This window comes from [Clostridium] hylemonae DSM 15053 (genome assembly GCF_008281175.1).
In the GTDB taxonomy this organism is placed as follows: domain Bacteria; phylum Bacillota; class Clostridia; order Lachnospirales; family Lachnospiraceae; genus Extibacter; species Extibacter hylemonae.
In genome coordinates this window covers 1,859,212-1,877,401 of sequence record NZ_CP036524.1, presented here as the reverse complement: position 1 = coordinate 1,877,401, position 18,190 = coordinate 1,859,212, and the positions used below count along the sequence as shown (strand labels likewise).

The window sequence follows — 18,190 nt, the reverse complement described above, 5'->3', positions numbered from 1 at the left end:
TTACTATGACGACAAAACAGAGAGCGTACCTGAAAAGCCTGGCCATGACAATGGACCCGGTATTTCAGGTGGGAAAGAACAGTATAACCCCCGAAGTGACGGAGGCAGTACGGGAGGCGCTTGCGGCGAGAGAACTCATCAAAGTCGCCGTACTTAAGAACTGCGCGGATGATCCTAAAGAGATCGCACAGCTTCTCGCAGAGCGTACACAATCGCAGGTCGTACAGGTCATCGGAAAGAAAATAGTCCTTTACAGAGAAGGAAAAGATAAAAACAAGCGCATTGAGTTACCATAATTTATTTATGTAAACCAATTACCGAAACAGAGGTCAGATAAATGAAAATAGGCATTATGGGAGGTACATTTGATCCCATACACAATGGGCATCTCATGCTTGGCGAGGCGGCATATGAGTTATTCAGGCTCGATGAAGTATGGTTCATGCCAAACGGAAATCCGCCGCATAAGCGCCGTTCATCTATAGAGTCAGATGTGGAAGACCGGGTGGAGATGGTACGGCTTGCGATCGAAGGACACGATAATTTTAAACTTCAGCAATACGAATCGAGGAAAAAGGAAGTCTCCTATTCCTGCGATACAATGGAGCATTTCAGCAGCGTATATGAGAACTGTGAGTTCTTCTTTATTATAGGCGCAGATTCTCTTTTTGCCATTGAAAGCTGGGTCCACCCGGAGCGGCTCTTTCCGACGTGTACGATACTCGCCGCTTACAGAGACGATATAGATACGAAAGAAGAGATGTGCGGGCAGATCAATTATCTCAGGGATAAATATGATGCGAGGATCGAACTGCTTGCAACTCCGCTGATGAACGTCTCATCCAGCGGACTGAGGATGAGATTAAAGCAGAACGGGGACATACGGGCAATGGTGCCGGACAAAGTCCGCGCATATATTAAGAAACATCATCTATATAAGGAAGTGTAATATGAAGCAGAAGATAAGCAGAATACGCAGAAGGATAAAGGCAGACCTCGACAGAGAGCGCTATGAGCATACGCTGGGCGTCATGTATACTGCGGCAGCCATGGCCATGCGGTACGATGAGGACATAGACCAGGCGCTCATGGCAGGACTTCTCCACGACTGTGCAAAATGTATCGCGCCAGATACAAAAATAAAGCTCTGTGACCGGTATCATCTGAGCGTGTCAGATATTGAGCTTGCCAATCCAAGCCTTCTTCACGCAAAACTGGGCGCGTACCTCGCCGCCAAGAAATTCCATATCCGCGATAAGGACGTCATTGACGCCATAGCAAGCCATACGACCGGCAGGCCACATATGACACTGCTTGAGAAGATTATATATATTTCGGACTATATCGAACCTGGAAGAGAAGAACTCCCCAATATGGCGGCGGTGAGAAAGCTTGCATTTTCCGATATCGATGAGTGTCTTTACCGGATCCTGAAAGACTCCCTCGTCTATCTGGACTCCAAAAATATGCCCATTGACCCTATGACAGAAAAAGCATATCAATATTATAAAGAAAAACTTGGCAAGAAGGAGGAATAGCCTGTATGGAACACGCAATGGAAATGGCCCGCATCGCATACGATGCATTATCTGATAAAAAAGGAGAGAATATACAGATCATCGATATATCCGGTGTATCGGTTCTCGCGGATTATTTTATTATCACTGACGGAACAAGCGACAGTCAGATAAAGGCGCTTGTAGAAAATGTAGATGAGAAGATGACAAAGGCCGGTTACACGCTGAGACAGCAGGAGGGATTGAGCAGCGGTTCATGGGTACTGATGGACTACGGCGATATCATCGTGCATGTGTTTGAGAAAGAAAATCGTGCTTTCTATAACCTGGAACGAATCTGGAGCGACGGCACGCCCGTGGAACGTGAAAAACTGAATTAATGCTGTATGATAAGAGGAATGAAAAAACATTCCTCTTTTTTAAATCCTTTTCTCGATTTTATGCGTTATATATATGTAAGACGTTTTACAGACAGAAAGAAGGTGCCGGAAACTGGACGAAAAAAAGATACTTCAGTATTATGACGAGATTTTCCGTTTTTCCTATTACATGACAGGCAATGAAGAGGCCGCGTATGACTGCACCCAGGAGACTTTTCTGCGGCTGATCCGGTTTTACGGCACATATACAGAAAAGCGGAAGTTCAAAGCGTGGCTGTTCCGGATAGCCCGGAACGTCTGCTATGATCATTTCCGTAAGGAAAAAGAGATTCCCGAAGAAGCTGTCACGCTCGGTCTCTCCCCAGGCAGGGCAGAAGAGGATAAAAATCTTGCCCGTATGGAGAGCGGCCAGGTCATCAGGGCCGCACTTGAGAAACTGCCCCGGATGCAGAGGGATGTGGTGATTTTGAGATTTTACCACCAGCTCTCGATACAGGAAATAGCAACGATAACGGACAGCAGCATCCCCACGGTCAAATCCAGGCTGCGACAAAGCATGGACAAGCTGCGGAAACTGCTGGATGAGGAGGAATTCAATTGACTTTATCAAAAAAAGAAAAGGAACTGCAGACACTTCTGGAAGCGTACAGCCCTCCGGATATCAGTTCCGGCCGGAAAAACGCTGCACTTTACAAACTGAAAACAGAGGCAGGGAAAGAGCACAAAAAGGAGAAGACTCCATTCTGGCTGCGGCTGAAAATACAGCTGGCCTATATTCCAGCCTCACTCTGGCTGACAGAAAGCTTCCTTCTTATATTTGGACTGTGGATCTGCGTGCATGCTCCGCACTCAAACGGACTCACCACGCTGTCAGTGGCTTCCCCGGTGTTAGGCGTCACTGTATTTCCAGTGCTCGCCCGCAGCTTTTCGGAAGGAATGTGGGAGCTGGAGCAGTCATCCAGATATAACCTGAAAGACATATGCTGCATGAGACTTCTCATATTCGGGCTGGCCGATACGTTCATATTGGCCGTCCTTTCGGCGGCCATAGTGAAAACCGGTACTGCACCATACAGCTGTCTGCTCCGGGTAGTGGTCCCTTTCACTGTATCCTGTTCCGTATACATGTATCTGATACGCAGAATAAGGAACAGCAGTGTGAATTATATCCTTGTATGCGCCGGAATCTTTCTCTGTCTCGTCTGCCTGTACATGCAGAAGTATTATGTTCTGCTGGAGGAGATTCTTTCCGGCATTCAGACAACAGCCGTAACCGCTGCCGCGCTCGCTGCCAGCATGATCCTTCTTAGCGTTCAGGTATATTTATATGTCAGGTTTATCGGACAGAAAGGGAAAGGATGGGATGAGTTATGGAATTACAATTAGAACAGATAACAAAAAGGTACGGCGCCAAACTGGCGGTAGATCAGCTCAGTATGTGCCTGACACCGGGCATTTACGGTCTGCTTGGGGCCAACGGAGCGGGCAAGACGACGCTGATGCGGCTTATATGCGACATACTCGCCCCCACCTCCGGCTCCATATACTACTGCCGGCAGGACATTCATATGATGGGAGAGGACTACCGCGGTATTTTAGGCTATCTGCCTCAGAAGTTTGGTTATTATCCCGAATTTACAGCACTTAAGTTCTTACTCTATATGGCAGCGCTAAAAGGACTCAATAAAATGACAGCTGCGGAGCGGTCCATGGAACTGCTGGAGCTTACGGGGCTTCTGTCTGAGAAAGACAGAAAGATCAAAACCTTTTCCGGCGGAATGCAGCGCAGGCTCGGTATTGCCCAGGCAATGCTGAACGATCCGAAAATACTCGTGCTGGATGAACCGACGTCGGGCCTTGACCCGAAGGAACGCGTGCGTTTCCGCAACCTTATCAGCTCATTTTCAAAAGATAAGATCGTGCTGCTCTCAACGCACATTGTGGCGGATATTGAATACATTGCGGATAAAATTTTCATCATGAAGGAAGGACGTTTTATCAAAACCGGAACACTGGAAGAGATCACTTCGGATATCAGAGACTTTGTATGGGAATGTGAGGTCAGCGCATCAAGAGCTGCCAAAATGGAGGAGGCTTATACAGTCGTAAATGTAAAAAGCAGGGGAGACAGGACCGTACTGCGCATTGTATCTGAGGAAAAACCTGCTGAGGAGGCGGTAAAAGCAGAGGCGGCGCTGGAAGACATATATCTCTATTATTTCAGCGGGAAAGGAGAGGACGCTTATGGGACAGCTGTTTCGCTTTGAGTTCGGAAAATTAATTCATAAAAAGCTCATTCTGGCTGCCGTTGCGGCTTACACGCTCGTTATGATCATATTGCTGCTTAATCAGCGCATCGACTATCTGGAAGTAAAAACTGCGGATGGAACGACATATCACGGCAGGAAAGCCGCGGCGTATGAAAAAACAATTGCAGATAAGTACAGAGGAGAGCTGAATGCAGACAAGGTAAATGATATTCTAAAGGCAGCCATAGACTCCGGCAGCCCGGAGGAATTATCTTACAAGGGAGACTGGGTGACAAAATCCATATCGTCCATGTTTGTATGGGAATCGTGGGATAAGGTGAAACCTTTGACTGAGGAAGACATTGAATCCGCTTACCCGCAGATCAAAGAGCAGCCATTTCAGATCGGGTATACAAGGGGGTGGGAGACAGCTATGCTATGCATGGAATCCATGCTTCTCATAGCCGGGTTTCTGATCGTCATCACCGTGGCGCCTGTTTTCTCGGAGGAATATTCCAGCGGTATGGACGCGCTCCTGCTGACATCCAAAAAAGGAAAGAGCACGTGCATCCGGGCTAAGATAACAGCATCCGTCTGCTTTTCCGTCCTGCTTGCCCTTTTCACGATCGCCCTCCCGGCCGGGGCAATATTTATACAATATGGCGTAAAAGGATGGGATGCGACGGTGCAGGCAGCCGCACACGGCCTGTTCTGGACAGTCCCCCGCACACTCAGCTGTCTGCAGGCTATGATACTTGTCATAATATTCGCGGTAATAGGCGCTGTGCTTCTCACCTGCATCACACTGCTTATATCTGCGTTATCAAAAAATGCATTTACAGCTGTGCTGGTCGCCCTGCTGCTGTACATTGTTCCGATCATACTGATTGATAAACTGGACATTCTGCCGCTCAACCAGTTCCTTTCCATCATGCCGTCGGGGGATTTCAACGCAGCGTTAGTGCTAGGAATGGAAGACATGAGGCTTGGCGGCCTTCGCATACCGATGTCATATTTGAATATCTTTCTGACCATTGTTATGGGATTGACAGCGTGGAAAGGCTGCCGAAACATCTTTGGCGGACATCAGGTGACATAACAAAATGCCAAAATAGGAAAAGAGCGTTCTTCATGACTATTAACACAGTCACGGAACGCTCTTTTTCATATTTTATTTATGTTATGTAAGGGATCAGTCAAAAAAACGGAATACGCCAATAACCTTCCCCAATATCTGAACGTCACGCACGATAATAGGATCCATTGTATCGTTCTGCGGCTGCAGGCGGATAATGCCTTCTTCTTTGTAGAACGTCTTGACCGTAGCTCCGTCATCGACGAGCGCGACGACCATTTCCCCGTTGCGGGCTGTCTTTCGTTCCTCCACCAATACATAATCTCCGTCCAGGATCCCGGCATTGATCATGCTTTCACCTTTCACCTTGAGCATAAACGTCTGCTTGTTCGGCATGTATTCCATCGGAATAGGGAAGTAGTTCTCTATATTCTGCTCGGCAAGAATAGGTTCCCCTGCCGCTACACGCCCGAGGATCGGGACATTTACCATCTCACGTCTCGTAAAATTAAAGGAATCATCCAATATCTCAATTGCTCTCGGCTTGGTCGGGTCTCTACGGATATATCCGTTCTTTTCCAGCGTCTCCAGGTGAGAGTGGACCGATGACGTAGATTTGAGATGTACCGCTTCGCAGATATCGCGCACTGCAGGCGGAAATCCCCGTTCCAGTATCTGTGCCTTTATGTATTCTAATATTTCCTGCTGCTTAGGACTGATTTTACCTTGCGCCATAAGAAACCTCCTTAATTTTTATCCGTACTTTCTGCTTTTATACTTATTTTATCATAGCAAAAGTAAAAAAGCAAACAAATGTTTAGAAAATATGTTCGATTAATTTAAGGATTACTATTGACAAACGTGCGTTCGGATTATATAATCTTTATATAGAACAGTTGTTCGTTTAGAAGAAGGGGTAATGAGGAGGAGCAGTTATGAGAGCACACAGATCATACGCGGCAGGCAAGAGAAGAAGACAAGTATATATGAAGAAACTGGCAGTTGTTGTATCGGCACTCGTATTGGTGTTGTGCATGAGCATCCTGCTCGGCTGCAATTTTGCCGATGCGCACGGCAGCACAGACGAAGCGCCGGTGGAACACAGATATTACAAAAGTATCGAGATTCAGTCAGGTGACACACTGTGGGGAATTGCCGAGGAATATATGAATGAGAAAGACGGTTCTATAATTGAATATATTGATGAAGTAAAAGAGATCAACGGACTCAAGTCTGACGATATCCAGGACAGCCAGTATCTGACGATCGCGTATTATGATACTGCATTCAGATAGATATAGATAAAAATAGATATAGATAAAATAGGAAATTCAGCACATACAGTGCCGGGATCCCAAGTATGTAATTCAGATGGATATATAAGCTTATACAGCCTTATATATATTATACTCACCTATTGGCGGCGTGTTCAAAGAGCAGTAACGCATGACAGAACATGCCGCCGTTATACTGTGCCGGACACTTTCTTTTTTATTTGCGCAATACATCTATACGACAAATACCGATTTTTCCAAAAGATATGGACAAAGAAATCATATAATGCTATAATTACCATAATTCAAGGGGTTTCAGGCATCAATACATGCCTGACAAGATAACAAGGGGGAATTTATTTCTTATGGCAGAATCAAAATCGTATCATGAACAGACACAGATCAATCAGACACTTCGGCTCAGAGAAGTCTTAAAAACCCTGCCGCCGTTTGCCAGGGATTATTTTCGCGCAATGGAGCCAAAGTCTTCAGCTAAAACGAGGATAAACTATGCATATGACATACGGGTTTTCTTTCATTTTCTTATGGAGGCCAATCCGAACTATAAAAATCATACGATCTCGCAGTTTGACGTTTCAGATCTGGAGAAGCTCGAACCCGTAGACATTGAGGAATATATGGAATATCTGAAAGTATACAGGCATGAGGATGAACTGATCACAAACAGTGAAAAAGGCCTTTCCAGAAAAATGTCCGCCCTGCGGAGCTTCTACAGCTATTATTTTAAGCACCAGATAATTACAAAGAATCCCACTTTGCTTGTAGACATGCCAAAGCTGCACGACAAGGCGATCATACGGCTTGACGCAGATGAAGTCGCATTGCTTCTGGACTACGTAGAAACATGCGGAAGTAAATTATCCGGACAGGCATTGACTTATTACCACAAGACTAAGGACCGGGATCTGGCTATTTTGACCTTGCTTCTTGGCACAGGCATCCGTGTGTCGGAATGTGTAGGACTTGATCTGACGGATGTGGATTTTAAGAACAATGGAATTACCGTGACGCGAAAGGGCGGCAACCAGATGGTAGTCTATTTCGGAGAAGAGGTTGAGAAAGCTTTGCTGACATATATCAATGGAGACAGAAAAGCCGCCACTCCCCTCTCCGGCCATGAAAATGCCCTCTTTCTTTCTACTCAGCGCAGACGGATGGGAATACAGGCGATGGAAAATATGGTAAAGAAATACGCCAGACAGGTAACTCCAAACAAAAAGATCACACCGCATAAGCTGAGAAGCACTTACGGCACTTCACTATACAAAGAGACGGGCGATATTTATCTTGTCGCCGACGTTCTCGGCCACAAGGATGTCAATACGACGAAAAAGCACTATGCTGCCATAGATGAAGACCGGCGGCGTAAAGCAGCATCGGCTGTGAAGCTTCGGGAAAGCTGAACTATTTAATTTAAAGACTCCTGCTCTCCGGTATCTTTCTGCCCTGCCGGTCTTCCCTCTGACTTGAATATCCGATTCAGCATCACAACCGATGCAATGGACAATACAAACTCCGCAACAAACTGTGCATACGGAAGCCCATACAGCGGAAACAGAAAATTCAATACATACAGTGCCGGGATCTCAAGCAGGATCTTCCGCAGGATGGCAAACACCAGCGCTTTCCTTCCATGGCCCAATGCCTGGAACACTCCCACCGCGATAAAATCCATACAGAGAAACGGCAGACAAAGGCAGGCGCCGCGCAGAAACCTTGTCCCATAGGCGATGATGTCTTCATTTTTCATAAAAGCACTGATGATCGGCCCTGCCCCTGCGCTGAACAGAACTGATACAACAACCATCAGCGGAACGATCGTCCTGATCGTAAACATAATAGACGCTTTCATTCGCTCCCGGTTTTTGCTGGCGTAATTATAACTGATCAGCGGCATGACTCCCTGGGAGAATCCTATCGCCACCTGCAGCGGTACCATATTCACTTTCTGGGCGATCCCCATTGCAGCTACAGCGTGGGCACCGAACGGCGCCGTAAAGTTATTTAAGATCGTCATGCCGGTCACATTGAGCAGATTCTGGATCGCCGCGGGAACCCCGACGCCGCAGACTCCCAGAACTATTTCCTTCCGGAAGCCGAATTTTCTCGGAGATATACATACAACTGTTTTCTTTCTGCGCACATACAATAGTACAAAGAAATAACAGCACGCCGCGCAGTTTGACAAAAATGTGGCCAGACCGGCGCCTGCTGCTCCCATATTAAGCCCCCATGGCAGAATAAAAACAGGGTCCAGAATAATATTTAAAAGACAACCGCTCATCGTTCCGATACTGGCATGCAGGGATGCCCCCTCCGCCCGCACCATATAAGCCATTACAACGTTCAGAATTGCCGGAGCCGCGCCGCACATTACCGTCCAGCGTAAATATTCCAGTGTTGCCGCCACTGTACTCGGATCAGCCCCTAGCACTCTAAGCAGCGGACCGCGGAAAGAAAAGCACAAAAATGAAAACAGCAGACCGGCGATCAGCGAACAGTAGAATCCAAATGCAGAACTCCTGCCGACCTTATCGTAATCCCGGCTCCCAAGAGCCCGGCTCATCATACTGGAACTTCCGACACCAAACAGGTTATTGACTGCGTTGAATGCCAGGAGTACCGGTGCCGCCAGCGTCACTGCAGCGTTCTGAACCGGATCATTCATCATTCCGACAAAATAAGTATCAGCCAGGTTATAGATCACCATGACGAGTGAACTAAGTACAGTGGGAACTGACAGCTGCATTACAGCCTTCGGTATCGGCAACTTCTCAAATAACAGTATTTTCTGGTCATCTGCCACCTTTTTTCTCCCTCCCTGCAAAAATTCTAACCATAGTTTTTTAATGCCTCCAGCATGGCAAGGGCATTCTTAAATTCTTTCTGTACAGCCCCGAAAAGCGCCGGGTAGCCATCCATTGCCTCCCGCTTGCGAAGCGGCTCTACGATCACGCAGACAGCATCGTAAAGAGGGGACAGCCCAAGATTTCCGGCAACTCCCTTGAGCGTGTGCGCTGCCTCAAAAGCTTTGTCAAGATCGCCTGCGGACAGGGCGTCGTCAAGTTCATGGATACTGTTGTCGGCAGGCAGCATATCAAGCAGTTTGATATACAGCTTCGTGTTACCCATGAACCGCCTCATTGTGGCCTCGCCGTCCATTCCATAAGACTTCATTATCTCCTGAACTTCATCCATCCGCTCAATCCTCCTTATCATATATAAAATCATACAATGTCTGATACATGCGGCCCGGATCGATCGGTTTCGCAAGATGCGCATCCATTCCCGCGGCCTTGCTCTTTTCTATATCATCATCAAAGGCGTTGGCCGTCATGGCGATGATAGGGATATTGCCCGCGTCAGAATTGCTGAGATGCCTTATATTGGAAGCTGTCGTCAGCCCGTCCATGATCGGCATGCGTATATCCATAAGTATGGCGTCATAATACCCCGTCTCGGACTTACTGAACATCTCCAGTGCGCGCAGACCGTTTTCCGCTGTTTCTACCTGGAAGCCCTTGCTCTCCAGCAGCATTACGGCGACTTCTGTGTTAATGGCATTATCTTCCGCCAGAAGCACTCGTTTGCCTGTAAAATCAAAATCCTCCGGCTCCGGCCTCTGCGACTGCTCTTCCTTATCACCGAGCGCTTTCGTAAAGGCAGATATCAAAGAAGATTTGAACATGGGCTTGCTCATAAGCATGTTCACACCGGCGAGTTTTGCCTCATGCTCGATGGAGACCCAGTCGTAGGCCGTCATAATGATGATCGTGACTTCCGGCCCTACAATGGAACGTATGCGCCGTGCGGTTTCAAGCCCGTCCATCTCCGGCATCTTCCAGTCTATGAGGATCATATCATAGTACCGGCCTTCTCCCCAAAGCATCTTGACCCTGTCGATCGCTTTTCTCCCGCTGTCGATCCATTCTGCGGTGATTCCCATCTCACGCAGCGTGACGACCGCGCTTTCACATACAGCCACGTCATCGTCTACAACGAGCGTCTTTAAATGAGCAAAATTATAATTCTGCTTCTTCTGGTGGTGCCGCAGCTTCTCTTCCTCACTGATCCCTACTTTAACATCAACGGTAAACTCGGTGCCGATCCCTTTGATAGAGCGCACTGTTATCTTTCCGTCCATTAAGTCCACGATATTTTTGGATATGGCAAGACCGAGTCCTGTGCCGCCGTACAACGCGGTCGTACCTGTAGACTCCTGGGAGAAAGGCTCAAATATATGCGGCAGAAAATCCTCGTTCATACCGACACCGGTATCATTTACGATAAAGCGCAGAACCGCATCGGTCTTTGTCTTCCTGCGCTCCGCCGCAGAAAAAGTCACTTTTCCGCCTTCCCCTGTAAATTTGATCGCATTGGACAGTATATTGATCAGGACCTGCTGAAGCTTCATCGCATCACCTACATAATAATCAGCGAGAACCGGATCGATAATGCATTCATAGTCTACATTCTTGACCGCTGCCTGTGAATAACAGATAGAGTTGATACCGTTTAAAAATTCTTCCGTGGGTATCCTCTCGGATTTGAGCAGCATCTTGCCGCTCTCAATACGGCTCATATCCAGAATGTCATTGATCAGCGACAGAAGGAACCTCGAGGAGATACCTATCTTGGAGATACAGTCTTCAATCTGCTCGTCATCTCCAATGGACTGGGCGGCTATCGTACTCATTCCTATTATCGCATTCATCGGCGTCCGGATTTCATGGCTCATGCGGGAGAGGAAATCTGATTTTGCAACATTAGCCTGTTCAGCAGCCACGAGCGCGGCCGCCAATTCTTCCTTCTGCCGCTGTTCCTGTCTCACCACATCTGTCACATCAGACCAGGTCATGCATACCCGGCCAAGCTCTTCATTAATATAAAACACCTGAAATCTCTTTACCCGTGTCCCCCGGTCCTCTGTGAGTTCCAATATAAAAGTATATGAATTCTGCCGGGCCAGACAGGACTTCATGTATTCAAAATCCAGTTTTTCCAGAAATACCTTCCGGGCTTCCTCGTTCATCCGGCTCTCGGCTATCCGGCGGATCTCCTGCTGAAAATCTCCCTGCTGTAAAACAGCCTGCTTCCATTCGTCGGAAAACCCGACCAGCCTGTACGTGGATGTTGTGATGTCTATCTCTGTGATAAGATCGTAATCTAGTTTTGTGATCTTTTTCAGCAGCTGATCCTGCAGCCTTTGCTCTGTGATATCCTGCGTGTAAAAGAACATCATCACGTCGCCGGTCTCGGGGTTCAGGCAAGTATGGAAATTTGAGCCACTCCAGAAGGCTGTTCCGTCTTTTCTCCTGCACAGAAAACTAAAATTATAATCTGCCTTCCCCGCCGCATAATCTTCCAGTACCTTGTCCCGTTTTAATGTCTCGCGCAGTTTTTGCCCATAATGGGGATCTACTGCAGAACAGGCCAGATGCTCCACCGTCTGTTCATAACTGTCCCCCGCCCGGGATACCGCCACATTGGCAGTCGATATGTAATTTTCCAGCTTATTTTGTGTCACATTGATGCGTCCCTGAAAAGCGCCGTCCCTTGATGAGAGTTCTGCAAAATAAGTCATCTCCTGCTCATACAGCTCGTTGGCCCTCTCCTGCAGACGCTTTTCTTTCGTATTGTCCACGAGCACACAGTAGAAATGACGTTCCCCATTCTGCTCCGCAAAGAGCTGGGCTTTTACTGACACCCATCTGACTGTTCCGTCTTTGCAGATGACGCGGTTCTCATAATGAATCGCATTGCTGTGTTTCAACTGTTCCGTCAGATTGCCGGATATCGGTCCCAAGTCGTCGGGATGGATGACCGCCGACATTTTATTGCCCATTGCAGCGAATTCCTCCCTGCCGTAGCCAAGAAATTCATACAGACCGTCGTTCGCTCCGATCACCGATAGATCATCATCAAATCTGCACCGGAAAACACCGCCGGGTATATTATTATAGAGATGGAGCACTTCCTCCTGCGCCGTTTTCTGGGCTGTGATATCGACACATACAGAGGCGATGGCATCCCTGCCGTCCTCCGCCACCGTTTTCCGCCCGGAATCGTGCACCCATATATAAGAACCGTCTTTCTTTTTCATCCGGTAATCAACCGCATATTCTCCGCCCTTCTCCAACTGTGCGGCCACTTCCGTATCCACCATGTCCCGGTCGTCGGGGTGCATACAGTTGGCGATCATACCGTCAATATCAAGACAGAACTCTTCCTCATTCTCATAGCCGAGATAATCAAGCATGTTATGGTTGATAAAGTAGAAAGGGAAGCCTTCCTCTATATATCCTCCCATCATTCCGCCGGGAACGGAATCGTTCAGAAGTTTCTGGCGCTGCTGCGCGATATGTTCCACCACCAGAGTCTGAGGGTAGTGTTCCCCGCCGGCCTGATTGCGGCTTGGCTCTGCAACATGTATGCTGAACACTTTCCATCTGCTGTCTTCCAGGACGAGTGTATAGAAACCGCGCAGATACCAGGTATACATTGTGTTTTTAAGTGTGATCTCCATGGACAGATTCCGGACATTCCCGGCCGGAGTCTGCTCATATATGACTGATATATGGCAGGAAAAAGGCTCCGGGATCTCGGCGATATCCTGCCGGATATAATCAGCCATGGCCTCTTTTCCCCAGGCTGACTCTCCCTCTCCGCTGCCTACAAAGCTTACATTCTCCGACAGAAAAGAAAGGGTAAGCTCCAGATCACGCAGTTCAAACCAGCTGTGGCAAAATTTTTCTACTGTCTCTAATGCCGTTAATTGTGTTATCATATGTCACTCCCTCTTTGCAGACAACATCCGCCTTTACGGCTCCGTTTTGCCCAGTATAAGGCTTTGTCAGCTTCGACGATTATATTGGCGATGGGGATATCGGCATCCCAGATGGCGACACCGCCTGTACAGCTCGTGGCAAACTGTTCCGTAAGCTCTCCTTCCCGGAACGCACTGCAGATTTCTTCTCCCTTTTTAAGCGCCGACGCTCTTGAATCCATCTGTTTGATGACAGCGATGAATTCATCTCCCCCGAACCTTGCAAGGATGTCACAGCTTCTCGTACGTTCGCTTAGAAGCGTTCCAAACTTTTTAATGAGCCGGTCGCCGTATTCATGTCCGTAAGTGTCATTGATCTGTTTTAGATCGTCCAGATCAAACAGATATACCGCCATAGGCGCATCCTCTTTTCTCACAAGGCGGGCTGACGCATTAAGCCCGCGGCGGTTGAGAAGGCCGGTGAGGAAATCTCTGCCCGCCTCCTCCTGCAGCGCCTGTTCCCGTTCGCGGGACAGCGTGCGTCTCATTGCATGGATAAGACGTCTCTCCAGCATACCGGCCGAATAAGGCTTATACGCAAAATCATCGGCGCCCAGTTCGACCGCTCTTTCCTCCAGCGTGATATCCGGCTGCCCTGTAGCGATAACCGGTATATTCCAGACCGCTTTTTCTCTCTGCAGAACGTCCAGAATTGAAAAACCGTCTAATTCCGGCAGTGTCAGACTTAAAACAACAGCGGAAAGTTCACGTTCAAAACGCACGATAAATCCCAGCGCCTCCTGCCCTGTAGCCGCCTCCGCGATCTGATACCTGCCCTGGAAGAGCTTTCGCAGTTCGCGGCGCTGCTCTTCATCCTCTTCTGCTATCAGAATATAACTCTGCGCCGCGTCGCTTTCCTGACCGCCTCCCGCCTGCGTCTCATTCTCACAGACTTCGGTGTCGAGTCTTTTCAGAAGAGCCTCAAAATCAGTGCATGGCATAGGACGGGCGAAATAATATCCCTGTACAAAATCACAGCCGATCTCTCTCAGACGCTCCAGCTGCTCCCGTGTCTCCACGCCCTCTGCCACCACACTTAATTTCATCCACCGCGCCAGCCCCATGATGAAGCCAAGGATTCCCTTATCGATCGGTTTTGCCGTCTCACTCTGAATAAATTTCATATCCAGCTTTAAGATATCAAGCGGAAGCTGATTCAGCATATTTAAAGAAGAATAGCCGCTGCCGAAGTCATCCATCTCTATGATAAAGCCCAGTTTACGCAGATGGCGTACGGTGTCGATGATCTGCTCCGGGTCTTCTGTATAGGCGCTTTCTGTAATCTCAAGATGAAGGCGCGAAGGGGCGATTCCGTATCTGCGCACTGTTTCCATCAGAACTTCTGCCAGATCCACCTGATATACGTCCGCCCTGGACACATTGACAGACACCGGGATCTGAGGATAGCCCTTCCTGTCCCATTCCTGCATGACAGCACACGTTTTCTTCCAGACATACTGGTCAAGTTTTGTTATAAATCCATTTCTTTCAAAAAGCGGTATAAAGGCCGCCGGAGACTGGAAGCCCCACTCCGGATGTTCCCAGCGTACAAGCGCCTCCGCTCCGGCCAGCCGGTCTTTGCTTATACTGTACTTTGGCTGCAGATAAATCACAAACTGCTCCTCTGAAAGCGCCTCTTCCATAATATCTGTGATCGCCTGTTCGTGGAGCATCTTGTTGCGCAGTTCATCATCATATCTGGAATAATGCTTTCCATACTGTCCCTTGATGTTGCGGGCGGCCAGAAGCGCGCGGTCGCACATCTGCTCCACTGCCAGCGTGCGGTCCTCGACGGCATAGATCCCCCATTTCATCACAGTATTCCTCATGTTGCTCGTCCTGCCAAGCTCCATATCTGCCTGCACAAAAAAGGCATCTGCATAATCGTACCGCCGCTCCATCAAACAGGCAAACTGGTCCGCATGCAGACGTCCGCAGATCCCTTTTTCCCCCACAAGCTTTGTGTATATTGCAGCTATGCTGCCAAGCAGACGGTCACCCGCAGGCACCCCGAAAATATCATTTACCAGTTTAAAATTTTCAATGTCTGAGCAGAGGATATCATATTCCTTCCCCGGGTTCTGCTCCAGTGTCTCTTTTACACGGCGGTAAAAAAATTCCTTGCTGTATAATCCAGTAAGACTGTCGAACTGGAACTGATTGATAATCGCCGCTGTCTCACGCAGACGGATAATACTGGCCACTCTGCGCAGGATAGCCTGCGGTCTGTACGGCTTTGTGACAAATTCCGTTGCTCCGCTTGAAAGGGCGGCTATTTCATCAGCCTCACTGTCGCTCTGCGTCGTCACAATGACAGGGATCGACGCATAAGAAGGAGTCTTTTCTACAATGGATAGAAACGTATGTCCATCCATGACCGGCATGACGATATCAAGGAGGATCAGAGATATTTCTTCACTGCACTGCTCCAGCATGGCGAGCGCCGTCTGTCCGTTTTCTGCTTCCAGAACTTCATATTCCGGCGCGAGGATCTCACAAAGCATCATCCGGTTGATGGCATTGTCCTCTATCACTAATATCTTTTTCTTTGCACTCATATATCATCCTCTTATCTCTCCGGCCGGTATGATCCCCGCACGAATTTTTAATGACTTACGGGCAGCCTCTTGCTGAACCGCAGAAATACCTGAACATGAAACTGGACAGGAGAAATAATGGCAATTCCTCCCGTCCTGTTTCACATCTGAGGCTATAACTATCTCAACATATTGTATCATGCAGGCCTTTATTTATCAAGATAACAATATGGTGTTCTATAAGTATGATCTATGGTACAATTAAATCACAGACACCCCGCCGATACACTGACAGGAGGTACCGCCATGAGCATCAAAAGGCTCCCCTTTTTTCTATCTGCAGCCAAATATCTGAATTTTACGGAAGCAGCCAGCGAGCAGTTCATTTCACAGACCGCAATGAGCCTGCAGATCAAAAAATTTGAAGATGAACTCGGGTTTCAGCTTTTTAACCGGAGCAACACAGGAGTGACCCTCACGAAGGCAGGCGGTTACCTTTACAAACGCTGCCAGTATATCATGGCTGATTACAATCAGGCGGTCGCCCATGCCCGGCAGTTGTCGGAAGAAGATAAACCACAGGTGAGGATCGGATATTCCGGCGCGTATGAACAGCTGGCGGTCACGCCCTTCGTATCCCGGTTCTACAAAGGACATCCATCCTCCCAGGTAGAGCTCATCTACGGTAAACGAAAGAAAAAAGTCCTTCAGCAGCTGGAGGACGGCTTTCTGGATCTGGCGGTCGTATCTGATTATGACCGCAACTACAGCCAATGGCTGAAATCCGTCCCTCTCAGGCACGACAATTGTCTGTTCCTGCTTAGCTCCGACAGTGAGCTCGCTGCGTCTTCCAGTCTCGAACCTTCCAGACTGGTCGGAAAACCTCTGCTTAGAACGGTAGAAAATGACTTCACGTCCTATGAATGGCAGATTTGGAATGTCATGAATTTTCTCGGACTCGGCGGAAATGAAGTCATCTATGCCAATGATTATTACAGCATGGCGCTGCTCGCCAAGTCGGATATCGGCTTCGGCATCGTCCCCGCGTGTATGAGTACCATGCCCATGGATGGACTTTCTTATGTCCCGATCACAGGACGGACACTTAAGACAAGCTGTTCTGTCATCTATATGGAGAGCAGTTCCAACCCTGTGCGGGAAGAATTTCTCATGACGCTGAAGGATAAAGATACGGAAGCGTCAGACGGCGCTGACTGAAACGGCTATGACATACCGTTGTGACATACAGTAAAAGAGCAGGCAGAATCCCGCGCGGTGTGACCGCGGAAGTTTCATGCCTGCTCTTTTTTACCAGAGGAACGCTGAACTATGTATACTTATTTTATAACGCGCTTGTCTTATGGCCTGTATGCCCCGTCTACGCTGACCGTCGTTGCCGTAATGCCGCTGGCAAGGTCTGACGCCAGGAAAAGATATACGTTGGCGATCTCCTCCGCTTTCAGCATACGTTTCATCGGGAATGATTTGAGGTAGTCTTCGAGAATTTCCGGCGGCAGGCCTTTTGTCATATCTGTATCCACAACTCCGGGAGCGACGCCGACCACACGGATGTTCTTTCGTATGATCTCTCTTCCGAGACCTTGTGTAAGACCGATCACACCCGCCTTACTCGCAGGATACCCTATTCCGGACAGAGAACCGTAGATGCCTGTCACAGATGCCGTATTGATTATAACACCCTGCTGCGCGCCCTTCATACACTGATAAGCCGCCCATGCGCCATTGAACACACCGATCACATTGATATCCATCATATGCTTGAACGCTTCCTCTGTCACTCTTGAAAATACGGTATTCATCGTAATGCCCGCGTTATTGATCATAACGTCAAGCCTCCCGTATTTTTCCGCCACTGCTCTTACCGCAGCCATAACTGCGTCACGTGATGTGAGATCCGGCGCAAAGCCGAGCACTTCTTCTTCGGGATAAAGCTCTTTTAACTCTGCCAGTGCGGTGTCGACCTCCTCTTTTGTCTCGCCGAATATGGAGACCTTTGCTCCATTTTCAATAAAAATCTTTGCCGCCGTAAATCCAATGCCCCGGGTTCCGCCTGTGATAACTGTGATTTTGTCCTGTACAAGTTTCATGAATTTCCTTCCTTTCCTGCGTTTAGCTTTGCTTATATGTGCTAAAACTTTAATTGATATAACTTTAACACTTAGTACGTTATGACATTGGATAAACACACTACATATTACAACCTGATTGGTTCGCGTTCTTCCGGATTATATAACCATCGCGCGGACAAAACCGCTCATATGACTGTCAGTATTCAACATCATAGCCATGC

Annotated in this window: 17 protein-coding genes; 11 read left to right on the top strand and 6 right to left on the bottom strand. The window is 48.1% G+C overall.

All coding sequences use genetic code 11. The features are described from left to right. Positions 1-5 precede the first annotated feature (5 nt). The 8 genes from yhbY (at position 6) to LAJLEIBI_RS08565 (ending at position 5,245) form a co-directional block, all read left to right on the top strand. Positions 6-296: a ribosome assembly RNA-binding protein YhbY gene (yhbY, locus tag LAJLEIBI_RS08600; RefSeq protein ID WP_006441404.1), complete on the top strand. Its 291-nt coding sequence runs from the start codon at positions 6-8 to the stop codon at positions 294-296. A 41-nt stretch (positions 297-337) separates the two neighbouring features. Continuing rightward, positions 338-949 (top strand): nicotinate-nucleotide adenylyltransferase, encoded by a 612-nt coding sequence (gene nadD, locus LAJLEIBI_RS08595; RefSeq protein ID WP_006441403.1) that lies wholly within the window; start codon positions 338-340, stop codon positions 947-949. 1 nt (position 950) lies between these two features. Beyond that, positions 951-1,538 carry a bis(5'-nucleosyl)-tetraphosphatase (symmetrical) YqeK gene (gene yqeK, locus LAJLEIBI_RS08590; RefSeq protein WP_006441402.1) on the top strand — a complete coding sequence of 196 codons (588 nt, stop codon included), beginning with the start codon at positions 951-953 and terminating at the stop codon, positions 1,536-1,538. Between the two features lie 5 nt (positions 1,539-1,543). Further along, entirely contained in the window at positions 1,544-1,897 is a 354-nt protein-coding gene (gene rsfS, locus LAJLEIBI_RS08585) for a ribosome silencing factor (RefSeq protein ID WP_006441401.1), read from the top strand. Between the two features lie 112 nt (positions 1,898-2,009). Continuing rightward, positions 2,010-2,498, top strand: coding sequence for an RNA polymerase sigma factor (locus LAJLEIBI_RS08580; RefSeq protein WP_227055287.1), 489 nt, complete (start codon positions 2,010-2,012; stop codon positions 2,496-2,498). Beyond that, positions 2,495-3,283, top strand: coding sequence for a hypothetical protein (locus tag LAJLEIBI_RS08575; RefSeq protein ID WP_006441398.1), 789 nt, complete (start codon positions 2,495-2,497; stop codon positions 3,281-3,283). The genes LAJLEIBI_RS08580 and LAJLEIBI_RS08575 overlap by 4 nt, the downstream gene beginning before the upstream one ends. Continuing rightward, positions 3,268-4,164: an ABC transporter ATP-binding protein gene (locus tag LAJLEIBI_RS08570; protein ID WP_006441397.1), complete on the top strand. Its 897-nt coding sequence runs from the start codon at positions 3,268-3,270 to the stop codon at positions 4,162-4,164. The genes LAJLEIBI_RS08575 and LAJLEIBI_RS08570 overlap by 16 nt, the downstream gene beginning before the upstream one ends. Next, positions 4,142-5,245: an ABC transporter permease gene (locus LAJLEIBI_RS08565; RefSeq protein ID WP_006441396.1), complete on the top strand. Its 1,104-nt coding sequence runs from the start codon at positions 4,142-4,144 to the stop codon at positions 5,243-5,245. Before LAJLEIBI_RS08570 ends, LAJLEIBI_RS08565 begins: the two co-directional genes overlap by 23 nt. A gap of 93 nt (positions 5,246-5,338) precedes the next feature. Here the strand turns inward: LAJLEIBI_RS08565 and lexA are convergent, their stop codons facing one another. Further along, entirely contained in the window at positions 5,339-5,956 is a 618-nt protein-coding gene (gene lexA, locus LAJLEIBI_RS08560) for a transcriptional repressor LexA (RefSeq protein ID WP_006441395.1), read from the bottom strand. 200 nt (positions 5,957-6,156) lie between these two features. On the opposite strand from lexA, the gene LAJLEIBI_RS08555 reads away from it, so the two are divergent. Together LAJLEIBI_RS08555 and LAJLEIBI_RS08550 are read left to right on the top strand one after the other, a co-directional pair. Continuing rightward, the gene (locus LAJLEIBI_RS08555; RefSeq protein ID WP_040434560.1) at positions 6,157-6,516 is read left to right on the top strand and encodes a LysM peptidoglycan-binding domain-containing protein; all 360 of its coding nucleotides are present in this window, start codon (positions 6,157-6,159) and stop codon (positions 6,514-6,516) included. 344 nt (positions 6,517-6,860) lie between these two features. Beyond that, positions 6,861-7,919: a tyrosine-type recombinase/integrase gene (locus LAJLEIBI_RS08550; RefSeq protein ID WP_040434558.1), complete on the top strand. Its 1,059-nt coding sequence runs from the start codon at positions 6,861-6,863 to the stop codon at positions 7,917-7,919. A 5-nt stretch (positions 7,920-7,924) separates the two neighbouring features. Here LAJLEIBI_RS08550 and LAJLEIBI_RS08545 read toward each other — a convergent pair whose 3' ends face one another. The 4 genes from LAJLEIBI_RS08545 to LAJLEIBI_RS08530 form a co-directional block, all read right to left on the bottom strand. After that, entirely contained in the window at positions 7,925-9,265 is a 1,341-nt protein-coding gene (locus LAJLEIBI_RS08545) for an MATE family efflux transporter (RefSeq protein WP_050765530.1), read from the bottom strand. 83 nt (positions 9,266-9,348) lie between these two features. Then, complete coding sequence (locus tag LAJLEIBI_RS08540; protein WP_040434555.1) at positions 9,349-9,714, bottom strand: Hpt domain-containing protein; 366 nt, start codon at positions 9,712-9,714, stop codon at positions 9,349-9,351. 4 nt (positions 9,715-9,718) lie between these two features. Next, a complete protein-coding gene (locus LAJLEIBI_RS08535; protein WP_006441388.1) occupies positions 9,719-13,303 on the bottom strand; it encodes a response regulator in 3,585 nt (1,194 codons plus the stop codon). Then, complete coding sequence (locus LAJLEIBI_RS08530; protein ID WP_006441387.1) at positions 13,300-15,900, bottom strand: EAL domain-containing protein; 2,601 nt, start codon at positions 15,898-15,900, stop codon at positions 13,300-13,302. The genes LAJLEIBI_RS08535 and LAJLEIBI_RS08530 overlap by 4 nt, the downstream gene beginning before the upstream one ends. 285 nt (positions 15,901-16,185) lie before the next feature. Here LAJLEIBI_RS08530 and LAJLEIBI_RS08525 point away from each other — a divergent pair, with 285 nt between their 5' ends. Further along, positions 16,186-17,097 carry a LysR family transcriptional regulator gene (locus LAJLEIBI_RS08525; protein WP_040434553.1) on the top strand — a complete coding sequence of 304 codons (912 nt, stop codon included), beginning with the start codon at positions 16,186-16,188 and terminating at the stop codon, positions 17,095-17,097. 140 nt (positions 17,098-17,237) lie between these two features. Here LAJLEIBI_RS08525 and LAJLEIBI_RS08520 read toward each other — a convergent pair whose 3' ends face one another. Beyond that, a complete protein-coding gene (locus tag LAJLEIBI_RS08520) occupies positions 17,238-17,987 on the bottom strand; it encodes an SDR family NAD(P)-dependent oxidoreductase (RefSeq protein ID WP_006441384.1) in 750 nt (249 codons plus the stop codon). Positions 17,988-18,190 lie beyond the last annotated feature (203 nt).

What these genes read in the sequence shown, in the direction of transcription:
- LAJLEIBI_RS08565 (WP_006441396.1), top strand. Translation starts at nt 4,142, where the DNA reads ATGGGACAGCTGTTTCGCTTTGAGTTCGGAAAATTAATTCATAAAAAG.
- LAJLEIBI_RS08545 (WP_050765530.1), bottom strand. Translation starts at nt 9,265, where the DNA reads ATGCAGCTGTCAGTTCCCACTGTACTTAGTTCACTCGTCATGGTGATC.
- LAJLEIBI_RS08570 (WP_006441397.1), top strand. Translation starts at nt 3,268, where the DNA reads ATGGAATTACAATTAGAACAGATAACAAAAAGGTACGGCGCCAAACTG.
- LAJLEIBI_RS08520 (WP_006441384.1), bottom strand. Translation starts at nt 17,987, where the DNA reads ATGAAACTTGTACAGGACAAAATCACAGTTATCACAGGCGGAACCCGG.
- lexA (WP_006441395.1), bottom strand. Translation starts at nt 5,956, where the DNA reads ATGGCGCAAGGTAAAATCAGTCCTAAGCAGCAGGAAATATTAGAATAC.
- yhbY (WP_006441404.1), top strand. Translation starts at nt 6, where the DNA reads ATGACGACAAAACAGAGAGCGTACCTGAAAAGCCTGGCCATGACAATG.
- rsfS (WP_006441401.1), top strand. Translation starts at nt 1,544, where the DNA reads ATGGAACACGCAATGGAAATGGCCCGCATCGCATACGATGCATTATCT.
- LAJLEIBI_RS08530 (WP_006441387.1), bottom strand. Translation starts at nt 15,900, where the DNA reads ATGAGTGCAAAGAAAAAGATATTAGTGATAGAGGACAATGCCATCAAC.
- LAJLEIBI_RS08540 (WP_040434555.1), bottom strand. Translation starts at nt 9,714, where the DNA reads ATGGATGAAGTTCAGGAGATAATGAAGTCTTATGGAATGGACGGCGAG.
- LAJLEIBI_RS08535 (WP_006441388.1), bottom strand. Translation starts at nt 13,303, where the DNA reads ATGATAACACAATTAACGGCATTAGAGACAGTAGAAAAATTTTGCCAC.
- nadD (WP_006441403.1), top strand. Translation starts at nt 338, where the DNA reads ATGAAAATAGGCATTATGGGAGGTACATTTGATCCCATACACAATGGG.
- LAJLEIBI_RS08550 (WP_040434558.1), top strand. Translation starts at nt 6,861, where the DNA reads ATGGCAGAATCAAAATCGTATCATGAACAGACACAGATCAATCAGACA.
- LAJLEIBI_RS08525 (WP_040434553.1), top strand. Translation starts at nt 16,186, where the DNA reads ATGAGCATCAAAAGGCTCCCCTTTTTTCTATCTGCAGCCAAATATCTG.
- yqeK (WP_006441402.1), top strand. Translation starts at nt 951, where the DNA reads ATGAAGCAGAAGATAAGCAGAATACGCAGAAGGATAAAGGCAGACCTC.
- LAJLEIBI_RS08555 (WP_040434560.1), top strand. Translation starts at nt 6,157, where the DNA reads ATGAGAGCACACAGATCATACGCGGCAGGCAAGAGAAGAAGACAAGTA.